Source organism: Clostridium sp. SHJSY1 (genome assembly GCF_031626875.1).
GTDB lineage: Bacteria > Bacillota > Clostridia > Clostridiales > Clostridiaceae > Clostridium.
In genome coordinates this window covers 20,314-38,039 of the sequence record NZ_JANDMF010000053.1, presented here as the reverse complement: position 1 = coordinate 38,039, position 17,726 = coordinate 20,314, and the positions used below count along the sequence as shown (strand labels likewise).

Annotated in this window: 17 protein-coding genes; all 17 read left to right on the top strand. The window is 28.8% G+C overall.

Annotation, left to right across the window (positions count from 1 at the left end):
• Positions 1–268 precede the first annotated feature (268 nt).
• The 17 genes from nusB to NNC19_RS19460 all read left to right on the top strand — a co-directional run bounded on the left by nusB (position 269) and on the right by NNC19_RS19460 (position 17,504).
• Complete coding sequence (gene nusB / locus NNC19_RS19540; protein WP_310940373.1) at positions 269–676, top strand: transcription antitermination factor NusB; 408 nt, start codon at positions 269–271, stop codon at positions 674–676.
• Positions 677–687: 11 nt separating this feature from the next.
• Positions 688–1,536 carry a bifunctional methylenetetrahydrofolate dehydrogenase/methenyltetrahydrofolate cyclohydrolase gene (locus NNC19_RS19535; protein ID WP_310940372.1) on the top strand — a complete coding sequence of 283 codons (849 nt, stop codon included), beginning with the start codon at positions 688–690 and terminating at the stop codon, positions 1,534–1,536.
• Entirely contained in the window at positions 1,526–2,722 is a 1,197-nt protein-coding gene (gene xseA / locus NNC19_RS19530) for an exodeoxyribonuclease VII large subunit (RefSeq protein WP_310940374.1), read from the top strand. Before NNC19_RS19535 ends, xseA begins: the two co-directional genes overlap by 11 nt.
• A gap of 9 nt (positions 2,723–2,731) precedes the next feature.
• Positions 2,732–2,956, top strand: a complete 225-nt coding sequence (gene xseB / locus NNC19_RS19525; protein ID WP_310940371.1) for an exodeoxyribonuclease VII small subunit — start codon at positions 2,732–2,734, stop codon at positions 2,954–2,956.
• Positions 2,943–3,815 (top strand): farnesyl diphosphate synthase, encoded by an 873-nt coding sequence (locus NNC19_RS19520; RefSeq protein WP_310940370.1) that lies wholly within the window; start codon positions 2,943–2,945, stop codon positions 3,813–3,815. The genes xseB and NNC19_RS19520 overlap by 14 nt, the downstream gene beginning before the upstream one ends.
• 19 nt (positions 3,816–3,834) lie before the next feature.
• The gene (gene dxs / locus NNC19_RS19515) at positions 3,835–5,691 is read left to right on the top strand and encodes a 1-deoxy-D-xylulose-5-phosphate synthase (RefSeq protein ID WP_310940369.1); all 1,857 of its coding nucleotides are present in this window, start codon (positions 3,835–3,837) and stop codon (positions 5,689–5,691) included.
• Between the two features lie 15 nt (positions 5,692–5,706).
• A complete protein-coding gene (locus NNC19_RS19510) occupies positions 5,707–6,516 on the top strand; it encodes a TlyA family RNA methyltransferase (RefSeq protein WP_310940368.1) in 810 nt (269 codons plus the stop codon).
• 15 nt (positions 6,517–6,531) lie between these two features.
• Positions 6,532–7,371, top strand: a complete 840-nt coding sequence (locus NNC19_RS19505; protein WP_310940367.1) for an NAD(+)/NADH kinase — start codon at positions 6,532–6,534, stop codon at positions 7,369–7,371.
• 12 nt (positions 7,372–7,383) lie between these two features.
• Positions 7,384–7,833, top strand: a complete 450-nt coding sequence (locus NNC19_RS19500) for an arginine repressor (RefSeq protein ID WP_310940366.1) — start codon at positions 7,384–7,386, stop codon at positions 7,831–7,833.
• 20 nt (positions 7,834–7,853) lie between these two features.
• Positions 7,854–9,560 carry a DNA repair protein RecN gene (gene recN, locus NNC19_RS19495; protein ID WP_310940365.1) on the top strand — a complete coding sequence of 569 codons (1,707 nt, stop codon included), beginning with the start codon at positions 7,854–7,856 and terminating at the stop codon, positions 9,558–9,560.
• Between the two features lie 145 nt (positions 9,561–9,705).
• Entirely contained in the window at positions 9,706–10,881 is a 1,176-nt protein-coding gene (gene spoIVB, locus NNC19_RS19490; protein WP_310940364.1) for a SpoIVB peptidase, read from the top strand.
• Positions 10,882–11,280: 399 nt separating this feature from the next.
• Positions 11,281–12,096, top strand: coding sequence for a sporulation transcription factor Spo0A (spo0A, locus tag NNC19_RS19485; protein ID WP_310940363.1), 816 nt, complete (start codon positions 11,281–11,283; stop codon positions 12,094–12,096).
• 419 nt (positions 12,097–12,515) lie between these two features.
• Positions 12,516–14,546, top strand: coding sequence for a hypothetical protein (locus NNC19_RS19480; RefSeq protein ID WP_310940362.1), 2,031 nt, complete (start codon positions 12,516–12,518; stop codon positions 14,544–14,546).
• A gap of 158 nt (positions 14,547–14,704) precedes the next feature.
• Positions 14,705–15,196 carry a hypothetical protein gene (locus NNC19_RS19475; RefSeq protein ID WP_310940361.1) on the top strand — a complete coding sequence of 164 codons (492 nt, stop codon included), beginning with the start codon at positions 14,705–14,707 and terminating at the stop codon, positions 15,194–15,196.
• Between the two features lie 41 nt (positions 15,197–15,237).
• Positions 15,238–15,756, top strand: a complete 519-nt coding sequence (locus tag NNC19_RS19470) for an NUDIX hydrolase (protein WP_310940360.1) — start codon at positions 15,238–15,240, stop codon at positions 15,754–15,756.
• A 151-nt stretch (positions 15,757–15,907) separates the two neighbouring features.
• Positions 15,908–16,537: a stage II sporulation protein M gene (gene spoIIM / locus NNC19_RS19465; RefSeq protein WP_310940359.1), complete on the top strand. Its 630-nt coding sequence runs from the start codon at positions 15,908–15,910 to the stop codon at positions 16,535–16,537.
• Between the two features lie 88 nt (positions 16,538–16,625).
• Complete coding sequence (locus tag NNC19_RS19460; RefSeq protein ID WP_310940358.1) at positions 16,626–17,504, top strand: tyrosine-type recombinase/integrase; 879 nt, start codon at positions 16,626–16,628, stop codon at positions 17,502–17,504.
• Positions 17,505–17,726 lie beyond the last annotated feature (222 nt).

Genomic DNA, 17,726 nt, shown 5'->3' with positions numbered 1-17,726 from the left:
CTTTGTTAACATTTTTATCACCCAAGAATATTTTATTATAAAAACGAAAGAGTGTCGACTTTGTCGACACTCTGAAGCCTCTGCTATGGCAGAGGCTTTTTTGTGTTTAAATATATGTAAGTATTTTTTGTGTGGTAAGGATGCAGTCATTGTGTTAAAATATAGAAAGCTGTTTATTAAATTTTTATAAAGTCTATAATAATTAATGGCTTAATTGTAATTTTTGATATAATAGGTTAGATTTATTTTATAAATTTTGGAGGAAATGATGAGTAGAAAAAAATCAAGAGAAAAAGCAATGGAATTATCATTTGGAATGGAACTAAGCAAAGATACAACAAATGAAACATTAGAGACTTTTGTTGATAATTTTGAAGGAGATAACTTAAAGGAATTTGATTTAGATTATATTAGAGAACTTCTTGAAGGAATAGAAAAAAATAAAGGTGAAATAGATTCAATAATTGAACAAAATCTTCAAAATTGGAAGATAGGAAGATTAGCTAAAATCAATTTAACAATCTTAAGGGTAGCAATATTTGAAATGAAGTTTTTAGAAGATGTTCCAGGAAAAGTTGCAGTAAATGAAGCTTTAGAATTAACTAAGAGATATTCTGATGAAAAGAGTGTTTCGTTTGTAAATGCAGTTTTGGATAAAGTTCTAAAAAGTCTTTAGGAGGAAACATCATGGGGCAAATAATAAATGGTAAGAATATAGCAGCAAATATTAAGGCAGATATTAAAGATTTTGTGCAAAATAGAGAAAAAAGCAATAAGAGACTTCCTAAGATTGCATCTATCTTAGTAGGTGATGATGGTGGATCTATATACTACCTAAATAATCAAGAAAAAGTAGCTACATCTTTGGGGGTATTATTTAATAAAATAATATTAAAAGCCAACATAACTGAGAATGATTTAATTAATAAAATACATGAACTTAATAATGATAATCAGATAGATGGGATAATTCTTCAATTGCCACTACCAAATCATATAGATGAAAAGAAGGTTATTTCTGAAATATCTATAGAAAAAGACATTGATTGTCTAACAGTTCAATCACAAGGTAAACTTTATATGGGAGAAAAGGGATTTTTACCTTGCACACCTAATTCAGTAATAACACTTCTAAAAAGTACTGGAATAACTTTAGAAGGAAAAGAAACAATAGTTTTAGGAAGAAGTAATATTGTTGGAAAACCTGTAGCTCAATTATTGTTAAATGAAAATTCAACAGTGACTATATGTCATTCAAAAACTAAAAATTTAAAAGAAGTGTGTAAAAGAGCAGATATTCTTATAGTGGCTATAGGGAAACCTAAATTTGTAGATGATACATTCATAAAAGATGGTGCAGTTGTAATTGATGTTGGAACATCATCAGTAGAAGGAAAGATTACTGGAGATGTAGATTTTGATAAAGTTATAGATAAAGCATCATATGCTACTCCAGTACCAGGTGGAGTTGGAGCTTTAACTACAACTCTTTTAATAAAAAATGCTTGTGAGGCTTTGAAGAATGATGAAAATTAAAATTTTATCTGTTAGCGAGGTTAACAATTATTTAAAAAAAATTATAGATAATGACTTTATACTAAATAATCTCTCTGTAAAAGGAGAGATTTCTAATTTAAAATACCATTCAAGTGGACATATATATTTTTCTATAAAAGATGAAGTTGGTAAATTAAATTGCGTTATGTTTAGAAGTAGGGCAGAAGAATTGAAATTTAGATTAGAAGAAGGTATGAGTATAATAATTCGTGGGAAAGCTTCTGTTTATCCTGCAAGTGGAAGTTTTCAATTATATTGTGATGAAATAGAAAAAGAGGGGCTTGGAGATTTATTTATTAAATTTGAAAAGCTAAAAGAAAAGCTTGGTAAAGAAGGTTACTTTGATGTAGAATATAAAAAAAAATTGCCAGCTATGCCAAGTAGAATAGGAATAGTTACTTCAGAGACAGGTGCTGCAGTTAGAGATATAATTAATGTAGCAAGACGTAGAAATAATTTAGTTGATCTTGTATTATATCCAGCACAAGTTCAAGGTATAGGAGCTTATAAGACCGTAATAGATGGAATAGAGTATTTTAATAAAGTTAACCATGTTGATATAATGATTATAGGAAGAGGCGGAGGGTCAATAGAGGAACTTTGGAGTTTCAATGAAGAAGAATTAGCATTAGCTATATTTAAATCTAAAATTCCAATAATATCAGCTGTTGGGCATGAAGTGGATTTTACCATTTCAGATTTTGTATCTGATATGAGAGCTGCAACACCATCTCAAGCTGCAGAAATTGCAGTTCCTTTAGAAAGTGAAATATATAGGACATTGGAAGATTCAAGGATATGGATTCAACATAATATTGAAAATAGAATTGAGGGAGAAAGAATTAAACTTAAATCTTTAGAAAAAATTCTTCAGTTAAATTCACCAATAACTAAAATAGTAAATAATTATCTTGTTGTAGACAAATTAAAAGAAGCATTAGAAAAAAGTATTAGGAATAAAATAAACATGGAAAAAGAAAAATTAAAGGGATTTAATAATTTATTAGTCGCACATAATCCTATGAACCTACTTCAAAAAGGATATGCTATAATAGAAGATGATATAAAAATCATAAATAGTGTAGAAGATTTAAAAGAAGAGAAAAAAATAAAAATCACTTTAAAAGATGGAAAAATTGAAGGAATTTTGGTACCAGAACAATAGGAGGATTTTATGGCTAAAAAAGAGAGTTATGAAGAAACATTAGCTAAACTTCAAAATATTTTAACTATTTTAGAAGAAAAAGAGTTAAACTTAGATGATTCTATGAAGGCTTATGAGGATGGAGTTAAACTTATAAATAAATTGTATAAGACTTTAGACTCATTAGAAGGTAAATTAATAGTAGTTAAAGAGAGTAAAGAAGTGGAGTTTGAGGGAGAAAATGAAGTTAGATAATTATAAAAAAGATATAGAAGAATATTTAGTAAACTATTTTGATAATAAAGGCACATATAATAAGTTAATTTATGATGCAGCAAGTTATAGTTTAAATTTAGGTGGTAAAAGAATAAGACCAATTTTACTAATACTGAGTTATAATTTGTATAAGGGGAATTACAAAAATGTTTTGCCAATGGCTGGAGCTATTGAAATGATTCATACATACTCTTTAATTCATGATGATTTACCAGCAATGGATAATGATGATTTAAGAAGAGGAAAACCAACTAATCATAAAGTTTTTGGAGCAGGAATAGCTACTTTAGCTGGAGATGCTTTACTTAATGAAGCGATTATATCTATGTTGGATTTTTCTTTAAAAAATGGAGAAAATGCATTATTAGCTTCTAAAGAAATTGCAGTTGCGGCTGGAGCTGAAGGAATGATAGGCGGGCAAGTGGTTGATATATTGAGTGAAACAAAAGAAAGTATATCTGAAGATGAATTGAATTATATGCATTCTAAAAAAACTGGAGAGCTTATAAGAAGTGCGATAGTAGCTGGTGCTATTTTAGCAGACGCTCCTAAGGAAGATATACAAAAATTAGATGAATATGGTAAAAAACTTGGCTTAGCTTTTCAAATTAAAGATGATTTGTTAGATGCTATTGGTTCAGTTGAGAAACTAGGAAAAAATGCACAAAAAGATATGGAAAAAAATAAATGTAACTATGTAACTATGTATGGAATAGAAAAATGTGAAATTCTATCTAAGAAGTTAACTTGTGAAAGTATTAATTTGCTTAACGAATTAACTAAAGATGCTGATTACCTTAAAGAATTAACATTTAATCTTTTAAATAGAGAAAACTAAAAAGAGGGAAATGATATAAATGGATAATATATTAGAAAGTATTAAATTTCCTGGGGATGTAAAAAATTTAAATACAAAAGAGCTAGAAAACTTAGGAGAAGAAATACGAAAATTTCTTATAGAAAAAGTTTCAAAAACTGGTGGACATTTAGCCTCAAATCTTGGAGTTGTAGATTTAACTTTAAGTTTATTTAAAACCTTTGATTTAGAAAAAGATAAATTTATTTGGGATGTAGGTCATCAGAGTTATGTACATAAAATCCTTACAGGAAGAAAAGAACAATTTGATGTACTTAGAAAAAAAGATGGGATGAGTGGCTTTCCAAAGAGAATTGAAAGTAAATATGATAGTTTTGATACAGGACATAGTAGTACATCTATTTCGGCAGCATTAGGAATGGCTAGAGCGAGGGATTTGAAGGGAGAAGACCATGAAGTAGTAGCTATTATTGGAGATGGCGCATTAACTGGAGGAATGGCTTTTGAAGCTCTAAATGATGTGGGATTCAATAAAACTGATATGATAATAATTTTAAATGACAATCAGATGTCTATCTCTAAGAATGTTGGAGGGATGTCTAGTTATTTAAGAAAACTTAGAATGGAACCAGGATACAACAAATTAAAAAATGATATTAATAATACATTAAGTACTTCAAAATTAGGTAAGTCTGTAGTGAGTTCTCTTTCAAAAATTAAAGATAGTATAAAACAATTAGTAGTACCATCTATGTTGTTTGAAGATATGGGAATAAAGTATTTAGGACCAATTGATGGGCATGATATAAAATCAATGATTGAAGTATTTAATAAGGCTAAGGAAATTAAAGGACCAGTTATTATTCATACTATAACAAAAAAAGGAAAAGGTTATGAAAAAGCTGAGATAAGTCCTGAAAAATATCATGGAGTGTCACCTTTTGACTTAGAAAGTGGAGAACCATACGGTTCACCTAAAAATAGTTATTCAAAAGCTTTTGGAAAAGCAATTATTAATTTAGCTAAAGAAGATAAAGATATAGTTGCAATTACAGCAGCTATGCCAGATGGAACAGGCCTTAAGTGTTTTGCTAAGGAATTTCCAGAAAGAATTTTTGATGTAGGAATTGCAGAACAGCATGCAGTAACACTTGCAGCAGGTATGGCTTGTAGTGGTTTAAAACCTGTATTTGCAGTTTACTCTACATTTTTACAAAGAGCATATGATCAAGTATTACATGATGTTTGTATCCAAGATTTACCGGTTGTCTTATGTCTGGATAGAGCAGGAATAGTTGGAGATGATGGAGAAACACATCAAGGTATAATGGATATATCCTACCTTTCAATGATGCCAAATATGACTATAGTTGCTCCTAAATGTTTGAGTGAAGTTGAATGTATTTTAAAATGGGCAATAAATAAACAAACACCAGTTGCAATAAGGTATCCAAGAGGTGGGGATTCTATAGAGGGATTGAAGCCTTGCGAAGAAATAACTTTAGGTAAATGGGAAGTACTTAATAATGGAGAGAAATTAGCTATTATTGCTACTGGGAAAATGGTTCAACATGTTTTAAAGGCAAAAGAAATATTAGATAAAAGAGGAGTAAATGTGACTATTATTAATGCCACATTTATAAAGCCACTAGATGAAGAAATATTAAAAAAATTATCTAGAGAAAATTATAATATTATTTCTGTAGAAGACAATATAAAAAAGGGTGGATTTGGGTCTCTGGTATTAGAAGTATTAGTTAGAGAAGGTTATAAGGGCAAGTTTAAAAATTTAGGATATAATGATGAATTTATTAAGCAAGGAAATGTTGATATTCTTTATAAAGAAAATGGATTAGATCCAGAGAGTATTGCAAAAGAAGCCCTAGAGCTAATTTAATTTAAGGAGTAAACTATGGCAGGAAAAAAGCAAAGATTAGATATTTTATTAGTTGAGAAAGGTATTATTACTTCAAGAGAAAGAGCAAAGTCTTGCATTATGGCTGGAAAAGTATTTGTTGATGGTCAAAGAGTTGATAAAGCAGGGGAAAAAATTTCTATTGAAGCTAATATTGAATATAAAGGACATGATTTACCTTATGTAAGTAGAGGAGGGCTAAAGCTTGAAAAGGCTATGAAAGCTTGGCCTATTACTTTAGAAGAAAAAATATGTATGGATATTGGAGCGTCGACAGGAGGGTTTACAGATTGTATGCTTCAAAATGGAGCTAAAAAGGTATTTGCTGTTGATGTTGGATATGGGCAATTTGCTTGGAAATTAAGAACTGATGATAGAGTTGTATGTATGGAAAGAACTAACATTAGATATGTTACACTAGATGATATAGGTGAGATGTTAGATTTTGCATCTATTGATGTCTCATTTATATCACTAAAAAAGATAATGCCAGCAACCATAAATCTATTAAAAGAAAGTGGAGAGGTAGTAGCTTTAATAAAACCACAATTTGAAGCTGGAAGAGAGAAAGTAGGAAAAAAAGGGGTAGTAAGAGATATTTCAGTACATAAAGAAGTTGTAAGTGGAATAATTGATTATCTTTTGGAACAAAGTTTAGTCGTGCTTGGAGTTGGATATTCTCCAATTAAGGGACCAGAAGGAAATATTGAATATTTAGTTTATTTCACAAAGGATAAGACTAGAGAAACTACATTTATATATGAAGATATAGATAAGGTGGTAGAAGCATCACATACTGAAATTTAAAGCACAGGGGGCACTATGAAGAAAATTGGTATAGCAATTAACAATACAAAAGATATAGATAATAAAATATTAAATTCAATAATAGAGAAGTTTCAAAATAATTTTGATCTTGAAGAAATTACTGTGTTTAGTTCTTTTGAGACTGATAAACAAGAGTTTGATAGTGATATGGATTTGCTTGTGGTTTTGGGGGGCGATGGAACACTTTTAAATGTAGCTAGAGAAATTTGTAACAAAACAATAGTCCCTATATTTGGAATAAATATAGGGAATCTTGGGTTTTTATCTAGTATAGAAATATCTGATATTGATGAAGCTCTTAAAAAGATTAAAGAAGGAAAATATAAGATTGACAATAGAATGTTACTTCACTGTCGTTCAGATGAAGACGAGAATAAAGGTATATATAATGCTTTTAATGATATTGTAGTTGCAAGAGGAACTTTATCAAGAATGGTAAAATTTCAAGTCTTTGTTGATAATAAGTTGTACTCTACATTTAAGGGGGATGGACTTATAGTTGCTACACCAACAGGTTCTACAGCATATTCATTTTCTGCAGGGGGACCATTTATTTATCCTAATCTTGATTTAATAACTTTAACACCAATATGTCCACATACTAAAAGTATGCATACTATTGTTTTAAGTGGAAATAGTTCAATAGAGATAATACCAGAAAATGGAGAGGATGAGATTTATTTAACTATTGATGGACAAAAAGCTACAAAGATAAAAGAAGGAACTCCTATTAAAGTTAGAAGAGCTAAAAAACATATAAAATTACTTTTATTTGATGATTATGATTATTTTAATATGTTAAGGGCTAAAATTTTAAATAGTTCCAATGAATAAGGGGGATGTATTTTGAAATCCAAAAGACATATAAAAATTCTAGAAATTATTAGACAAAAAAATATTGAAACACAAGAAGAGCTTGCAGAAGAGTTGAAAAATGAAGGCTTTAATGTTACTCAAGCAACAGTATCAAGAGATATAAAGGATTTAAAGCTCGTTAAAATGCAAGGTCATACTGGCATATACAGTTATGCAGCACCAAAACATGAAGAAAATCACTTGTCATCAAAGCTGACAAAAGTTTTATCTACGTTAACTGTTTCAGTAGAAAATATAGATAAAATGGTTATTGTTAAAACAGTAGTTGCAGGAGCAAATCCAGTTGCTGAAGCTATAGATGGATTTGGCTTTGAGGATATTGCAGGAAGTATCGCTGGAGAAAATACAGTATTTATTATGGTAAGGTCTATAGAAGCTGCTGAAGAATTAGTAATTAAAATAAGAGATTACATTTCCTAAGAATAAGAGGTGGTATTAATTTGTTAATGCAATTGAACATTAAAAATTTTGCTTTAATTGAAGAGATAACCGTTGAGTTTCAAGAGGGATTTAATATACTTTCAGGAGAAACAGGAGCAGGAAAATCTATACTTATTGATGCTATAGATTATGTTTTAGGTGGAAAGTTTTCTAAAGATCTTATTAGAACAGGAAAAGATAGAACTTATGTTGAAGCAATATTCTCTTCAAATAATAAAAATATTAATGCAATTTTAGAGGAAATGGGTATAGAATATGAAGATATACTAATAATATCAAGAGAGACTTTGTTAAGTGGAAAGAGTATAGTAAAGGTTAATGGGAAAAGTTTGATAGTTTCTCAATTAAAAAAAATTCGTGAAAAATTACTAGATATTCACGGACAGCATCAAAATCAAACACTATTACAAAGGGGAAGTCATATATTATATCTAGATAATTTTATAGGAAGAGAAATAGAAGAACCTTTAAATGAATTTTTAAAATTGAAATATGAATTACATGATATACGAAAAAAAATAGATAATATTAAAGGTAGTGAGGATAGGGAAAAGTTAATAGATTATACTAAGTTTCAAATTGATGATATAGAAAAAGGAAAGTTAACATCTAATGAAGAGGAAGAACTTAAAGAAGAATATAATATTTTGTCAAATGCAGAAAAGATAAATTCTTCATTAAAAATAAGTTATGATTTACTTTATTCTAGAGAGGATGGTAACTCTATATTAGAATCCCTTTCAAAAGTAATTAGTGAGATGTCTTCAATAGAAAAACATTTAGAACCAATAAAAGAAAAAAGGGAAATATTAGAAGGAGCTTATTTTAATATTCAAGAAATATCTAGAGAGATTAGGGATATTGCTAGTGGAGTGACATATGATGAGAATCGACTTTCTAAAATAAATGAAAGAATTTATGAAATCAATACATACAAGAAAAAATATGGTCCAACTATAGAAGATGTTCTAGAGTTTTATAAAAAATTAAAAGAAAAGTATGAAGAGCTCATAAATGCTGAAGAAATCATAAATGATTTGAAACTTAAGGAAAATAGTATTTTAGAGAATTTAAGAGAAGTAGGAAATGTACTCCATGATATTAGGTGTAAGTATAGTGAACCTTTAGAGAAAAGAATTTTAAACGAACTTTCATATGTAGGATTAGAAAAATCAAGAATGAATATTGAAGTTGAACTAGAGGACAATATTAAGGAAAGAGGCTTTGATGAAGTTGTTATTATGATTTCAACTAATCCTGGAGAGCCTTTAAAGCCGCTAGAAAAAGTACTTTCAGGTGGTGAACTTTCTAGGATAATGCTTGCATTAAAATGTGTATTTGCAGATAAAGATGATATTTCAACACTGATTTTTGATGAAATAGATACAGGAATAAGTGGAGAAGTAGGCCAAAGAGTTGGTGAAAAGATGTATGAAGTATCATTAGGACATCAAGTGTTATGTATAACACATCTACCACAAATCGCAATATTGTCAGATTATCATTTTTTTGTTAGTAAAGAAGTAAAAGATGAAAAAACTTTTACAAAAATAGATCTTTTATCAATAAACGAGAAAATAAAGCAAGTTGCATCTATGTTGGGCGGTAGAGAAATAACAGAAGCAACTTTAGAAAATGTTAGAGAGATGCTTAGATTTTCAGAAAATAAAAAACATGAAATAAAAGAAAATAGAGTACATAAGTAATTAAATTTTGGAGAAAATAAAACCGCAGGATAATGTGGTTTTATTTTTTTATGATAAAAATTTTTGTCTATAATAGAAAACTTACTATAGCATATAAGAGATGGACAATGGGCAACTTAAATACAGAAGCAAAGGAGGAGAAAAAATGAAAAATAGATTTAGTAAAGCAATAAAATTAATAGTAACTCCAATCTTGATTCTTGTAATTATGGCTTGCCTGTCTATTAGTGATGTACCACAGCATTTAGAAAAAAATAGAATACAAATATTAGAAGTTTTTAAAGAAGATATACCATTTTTAAAAAATATAAAGGTGAAAAATAAGTTTTTAGATGTATTTAAAGTCAAATCAGTATCTGCTAGAAAAGTTGATGACATAGAAGTAATTCCAGGTGGCAATAGCATTGGGGTAAAGTTATCAGCAGAAGGTGTGTTAGTGGTAGGTCATTCAGATGTAATAGTAAATAATGAAAAGAAAGAAAGTCCAGCAAAGGTAGCTGGGATAGAAGTAGGAGATTTGATAGTAAAAGTAAATGGAGAGAAAATAGAGAAATCTAAAGATTTAATAGAAAAAGTTAAAAAATCTAAATCAAATAAGTTAGAGTTAGAGATTATTAGAGCAGGAATAAATGTAAAAAAAGAAGTGGTTCTTTTAGAAGAGAAAAATGATGGATATAAAATTGGATTGTGGGTAAGAGATTCAACTGCAGGTGTAGGAACAATGACATTTTATGATGAGAAAAGTGGTAAGTTTGGGGCTTTAGGACACCCTGTAACAGATGGAGAAACTAATGAACCTTTTGCAATAAAAGAAGGAGAATTGCTAAAGTCTACAGTAATTAGTGTGAAAAAGGGTGAAAAGGGTTTGCCAGGAGAACTTAGAGGAATCTTTCAAGAAGAAGATAATCCTTTAGGAAAAATTCAAAAGAATACTCAATGTGGAATTTTTGGAGACGGAAACAAAAGTGCATGTAAGTTCATGAATAAAGAGCCTGTGCATGTAGCATTGAGAAATGAAATAAAGGTAGGTAAAGCATCTATAATAACAACTGTAGATGAGAATGGACCTAAGGAGTACGAAATAGAAGTAGTTAAGTTATTTGAGCAGAGTGAGCCGGGACCTAAAAGTATGATAATAAAAATAACAGATGAAGAATTGATAAGTAAAACTGGAGGTATAGTACAAGGAATGAGTGGAAGTCCAATTATACAAAATGGTAAAATAATAGGTGCTGTAACTCATGTATTAATCAATAAGCCAGATGTAGGATATGGCATATATATAGACTGGATGTTAGAAGATGTAGGAATAATCAAGTGACTTAATTGGCAAGAATGCAAAATTCTTGCCAATTATTATTGTATTAATAGTAGTATTATCAGTATATTAGTTAATAAAGAGTGAATAAAATAAAAAAAATGTTTTAAAAGTATTTACGAATAATAAATAATAGTGTATAATTTACAAATAGTGGAAGAAGTATTAAAAATTATGGAATAATTCCATTTGAATGAAATACTATCATATAAATTGTAAAAATATATTGTTGCTTAATTTTAATCTTTTCAAGATTATTTATCTAGTTTAGGGAAGGATTTCAAGTTGGTTATGTCGAATACAAACATAGACACAATTATTTATGTTTTGAAATTATTGAATTAAGAAGCAATGATGAAATATATATAATGATAGTAAATATTGGATGAAGGGGAGAAATACATGGAAAATTCAAAAATATCAGTACTTATTGCAGATGACAATAAAGAGTTTTGCAGCATACTTAATGATTATTTATTAAATCAAAAGGATATTGTTGTAACAGGTATTGCAAAGGATGGAAGAGAAGCTCTAGAGTTAATTGAGGAAAGGCAACCAGATTTAGTTGTATTAGATATAATTATGCCTCATTTAGATGGTTTAGGTGTATTAGAGAGACTAAACAGTATGACTCTAGAAAAAATTCCAAGAGTAATTGTATTATCGGCAGTAGGACAAGATAAAATCACACAACAGGCCATTACTTTAGGAGCTGATTATTATGTTGTTAAGCCATTTGATATGGATATTTTTACGAAAAGAATCAGAGAAATGTTTAATACAGTAGAAACTTCTGATAGGAGTAGACCAGTTGCTCAAATGCCAATTATGCAAAGAGAAACAGCTGCTACTAGCAAAGGACCTGTAGATCTTGAAACTGAAATAACAAATATTATACATGAAGTTGGAGTTCCAGCTCATATAAAAGGGTATATGTATTTAAGAGAGGCTATCACAATGGTTGTTAATGATATGGAATTATTATCGGCCGTAACTAAGGAATTATATCCTTCAATAGCTAAAAAATATAATACAACTGCATCTAGAGTTGAAAGAGCAATCAGACATGCGATAGAAGTTGCTTGGGGAAGAGGTCAAGTTGAGGCTATAAATAGACTATTTGGTTATACTGTTCATAATGAAAAAGGTAAACCAACAAATTCAGAATTTATTGCAATTATTGCTGATAAGTTAAGATTGAAAAATAAGGTAAGTTAAAAGTAATTATATTTTATTTTTAAGAATTTAAGCCTATAATCTATGTAAAAATAATGATATGAGATTATAACTATAAATATAATATTAATGTGTCATAAAAACACCTTTCGTAAATTATTATGAAATGATTTACATAAGGTGTTTTTTATTTCTTGATTATACAATTAAAGAATTTATATTTTAATAAAAAGTTAATATAGAAATAAAATTAAAATTTGAAGGAAGATACAAAATGAACAATTGTATAAAATTGGTACAAGATGTGAGCGCTAATTAGAATCCAATTTACTTTGAGAAAAAAATGAATACATTTAAGAGAAGAGTGTTGTCATGATATGTTTAGCATGATAATATTTGTATAAATTAGAAAAAAGATGAGTTAAAAGAAATAAATTTCAGGAAAAATTAAAGGGGGAATTATGAAAAGAAAAAAAATAATTAAAGGGAAATCTGTATGTTGTGTAGTTGCTGCTTCAATACTTATAGGAATTTTAGCACCAAAACAAATTGCACTTGCATCTGACATCTATTTTAGAGATAACTTCGAAACTGAAAGCAAGAATTGGAACATTGAAAAAGGAACTTGGGATTTAGTTAGTGATGGAAACAAAGCACTTAGACAAGCTTCTATAAAAACAGAAGGTATTGCTTCAAGTGGAAATATAGATTGGATAGATTATACTGTACAAGCAGATGTTAAAGTAGTTAATTTTAATGGATCTAATAAAGCCTCATTATGTGGACGTTATACTGATTCTAAAAATTACTATTCTGTTAATTTAAGTGATAAAAATGGAGGAATTATTGAACTTAAAAAGAAAGTAAAAGGTTCTAATACAACTATAGCAAAGGTTTCTACAAATATTGTAGAAGGAACTATCTATAAAGTGAAACTTGAAATGGTTGGTACAAAGATTAAGGTTTATATAAATGATAATTTATTAATAGAAAAGTCAGATAGTTCATTAAGTAGGGGTGCTATAGCACTTATGACAAGTAAAGTTAATGCTAATTATGATAATGTTGAGGTAGTTGGAATTAATACTGAAATAACTCCAACAGAGCCAACAAATCAAACTAACCCAACAACAGATCCGACAGTTCCAACTAATTCTATAGGGGGGGTAAATGAATACTCTGTTACAGGATTTTCAGCAGGAAATCAAGGTGGGGGAGTTATTGATGAAAATAGTTCATACTATAAAAAAGTAACAAATGCACAAGAATTAGGAGAAGCTTTAAAAAAGACTTCAAATGCAAAAGTTATAGAAATAGCAAATGATATTGATTTGGGATGGAACAACATTCCAGCGTCTGTAAAAGGGTCGCCTTTCTCACAAGCTAACACACCACTTACACATCCGATATTAAAAGAAAGTGGTGTAAGTAAGCTTTATGTTAAGAATTTCAGTGGACTTACTATTTACTCTAAAAACGGAGCTAAGTTAAAGCATGCTGGTGTAATTTTAGATAATTCTCAGAACGTAGTTATTAGAAATTTACAATTTGATGAACTTTGGGAATGGGATGAGAATACAAAAGGTAATTATGATAGAAATGATTGGGACTATATTACAGTTCAATCTTGTAAAGGTGTATGGATAGATCATTGTACTTTTGGTAAAGCATATGATGGTATAGTTGATTCTAAAAAAGGATCAACAGGACTTACTATCTCCTGGTCAAAATTTTTACCAGGAGATATGACAAAAGGTGGATTCTATGATGCAATGTTTGATGAAATGGAGAAGAATCAATCAAGTTATCCAATGTATAATTTCATAAAATCTCAAGGATTGAATAAAGATGATATTATGAAGGTTGCAGCGCCTCAAAAGAAGACACATTTGATTGGGTCTACTGAGTTTGCAAGTGATAATGCAAACTTACAAGTAACTTTACATCATAATTACTATAAAGATTCACAAGATCGTATGCCTAGACTTAGAGCTGGAAATGCACATGTATATAATGTGGTAATGGATGCAACAGGAGCAAGAGAAGCAGAGAGATTAATTCCTTCAGTTGCTAGCACAGCAATAACAAAGGCAGGATATCACTTTGGCATTTCAAGTAATGGCGCATTATCAACTGAAGGTGGTTCCGTTCTTGTAGAAAAAAGCCAAATACTGGGAGTTAAGAATCCTTTAAGAAATAATCAAAAAGATCCAGATAAATCTAAATATACAGGAAAGATTAAGGCTATAGATACAATTTATAAATATGATGATATATCTTATTGTGGTGATAGTGATACAAAAGGAAGTCCATTAGCACCAAATCCTGTGGCACCAGAGTTAAGTTTCTCATGGAATGGATTTGCCAAATTGCCATATAGTTATAATATGGATGACCCAACAACATTAATAGATAGATTAACAGGAACTAATGGAGTTGGAGCTGGAAGCTTAAAATTAAATTCTAATGATTGGCTTAAAACAAATTATTAAAAATTTTAGCAAACCCTAATAGATTTATATATATATACAAAGTAAAAAACACTTCTATAAGTAAAAAATACTAATAGAGGTGTTTTTTCAATAAAGTTTGTGGTAAAATTTTACATATAGGATATATTTAATAAATTTTAAAGGTGGTATGAAAGAATATGGCTAAATCAAGTTTTTTTAAGAAGAATAGCGACTATACAGAAATGATACAAGGCGAAGGAAACAATATTGAGAAAAAGGAAGAAGAAAAATATGAATTTAAAAAAATTAAGGATACTACTATAATGGATAGAGAAATAACTAAATATGTTATAAATAATTTCCCTTCTATGGCAACAGAAATAAGAAATGCATTAATAAATTTAGCTAGTACATTAGAAAATACTATAGATTTTATTGAAGATAAATCTAGTTCTGTAATAAAGAATGATAGAGATTTTAAATTAAGTCAAGAACATAGGGATAAATCTATAGAGATTTATGATGTTGTACAAAAAATAAATGACTATGTGAATTGGATGAATGAAGAATATGATGATGATAAAATAGAAACAAAGGAGCAAGAAATAAATGATATAGAAGAAGTTACTGTAGAAGAAAATTTGAAAGAAGAAGTTGATAACATAAATGGAAGTGATAATCTGTTATAATATTTTTATAATGTGATAATAAATTTATCAGGAGGACTAGGATGGATTTTAAAGAAGTACTTATAGATAAAAAGGAAGTATTTAAAGGTGATTTTTTGAAGGTAGAAAAATTAAAAGTTAGATTACCTGATGGAAATGAAGGAAATAGGGATGTAGTACGGCATCCAGGAGCTGTTGCAGTATTAGCGTTTATAGATAATGAAAATATACTGCTAGTTGAGCAATATAGAATTGCATTAAATAAAACTATGTTAGAAATACCTGCTGGAAAATTAGAAAAAGGAGAAGAGCTATTGAAATGTGCTCATAGAGAATTAGAAGAAGAGACAGGATATAAGGCTAAGAACATGGAGTATTTAGGAACTATAGCAACAGGAGCTGGTTTTACAGATGAATTAATTCATATATATAAGGCTACAGAATTATATGAAGGTGTTAAAGGTGGGGATGATGATGAATTTATAGAAGCAACACCTTATAAGATTCAAGATGTTAAGAATTTAATTAAAGAAGGAACTATAATTGATACAAAAACAATATCATCCTTAATGTACATTTGATAATTAATATTAAAAGAGTAGAGATATAATGTTTAATTTTAAACAAAGTATCTCTTTTTTTTTCTTAAAAATGTTAGGAGTATACTCACTATGCATAATTTATAAATAGTAATCATAGTATTATTTAGAACAACATAAGGAGGATGAAGAGATGAATAAATTATTGGAAAAGATTAATGAAACTTTTAGAGAAAACAAGCTTTATTATATAATTGTTTTACTTCTATTTTGTATAGGAATAGTAGTTGGAGCTTATACTGTAAAGTACATGAACATAGGAGATAAAGAAGATTTATCTAATTATTTTACTACATTTGTTAATGGAATAGGAGAAAAAACAATAAACTATGGAGCTTTGTTATTAGATGTGGTTAAAAAAAATTTATATTTAATACTTCCAGTATTTGTACTAGGTTTCACCTTTTTTGGATCTCCAGTTATTCTAATTGTTGATTTTTTTAAAGGGTTTAGTTTAGGATATACATTTACATTTTTACTGACAACATTTCAAGGTAAAGGGATAGGTTTAGCTTTTGCATCTATAATACCTCAAAATATTATTTATATACCCTGTTTTATAGCATTAAGTGTTATAGCATTGGAAATGTCTACAGCAAAGTTTAGATTACGATTTTTAAAAAAGACAAGTGCGCAATTTAATACAAAAGGTTTAGGTAATTATATTATTGTAATAGCTGCCTTATTTATTATTGGAATAATGATAGAAACATATGTATGTCCAAATTTAATAAAATTAGTGGTAACTAAGATATATACTTAGATGAATAATAACATCATGATAAATATATAAAGAGAAAGGCTTAATTATGTCGAATATAATAATTATAATAATGGTGTAGGAGAAGGTAATGATAGAAATTATAAATAATTATAAGAACTATTTGCTGCAAAATGACAAGAGTGAAAATACAGTATATGCATATGTGACTGACGTAAATCTATATACAAAATTTCTAGAAAAGAAGGAAATGAATTTGTATAGTTCTGATAATGTGGCAGTTATGGCTTATATTCAGCATCTCTTAAACCAAGGAAAATCAGAACGTTCAATTAATAGAATTGTAATTAGTTTAAGAAGTTTTTATGGATTTTTGAAAAGTAGATCGTTAGTAAATGATATACCTAAGATTACTTATAAGAGTAGCAGAAATACAAAAAAATTACCACAAATTTTAACTGTTGATGAGGTTGATAGAATTATAAGATCTGTTGATAAAGATGGGACAAAGGGGATTAGAGATAATGCTTTACTTGAACTTATGTATGCAACTGGTATGAAGGTTTCAGAGCTAATTGGTGTTAATGTTGAAGATGTAAATCTTGATTTATCATTTGTAAAATGTACAGACAATAAGCATTATGAAAGATTAATACCTATAGGAAGAAGTGCATGTAGAGCTATTGAAGAGTATCTTAGTATTCGTGACCAAGTTGCAGATGCAGGGGTAAGTAATCTTTTTGTTAATTTGAATGGCCAAAAGTTGACAAGACAGGGAATATGGAGAATTGTAAAAGAATACTCGCACAAAGCAGGTATTGATAAGGATGTTAATTTAAACACATTTAGACATTCTTTTGCTGTCCATATGTTACAAAATGGGGCAAATGTTAGAGCTGTTCAAAAGTTACTTGGAAATCAAGTGTTAACTTATATGGATACTTATTATGAAATCATAAATAGCGATAAAATAAATTTAATATATAAAAAATCACATCCCAGAGCATGATAAAATTATAACTTTTTTTCAAAAGTTAAGTGCTATATGCAGAGGGGAATATTAAATTTGAGATTTTATGAAATTAATGGAGAAATCCATAAGAACAGATATATTAGCTGGATATTGGGAAATCATATGTGTTATTATATAAATTATTAAATGCTTATCATAATAAACTTTTAAGAAAATTATTAATGAGTTTATGGATAAGACTGAAGTTAAACGTATATT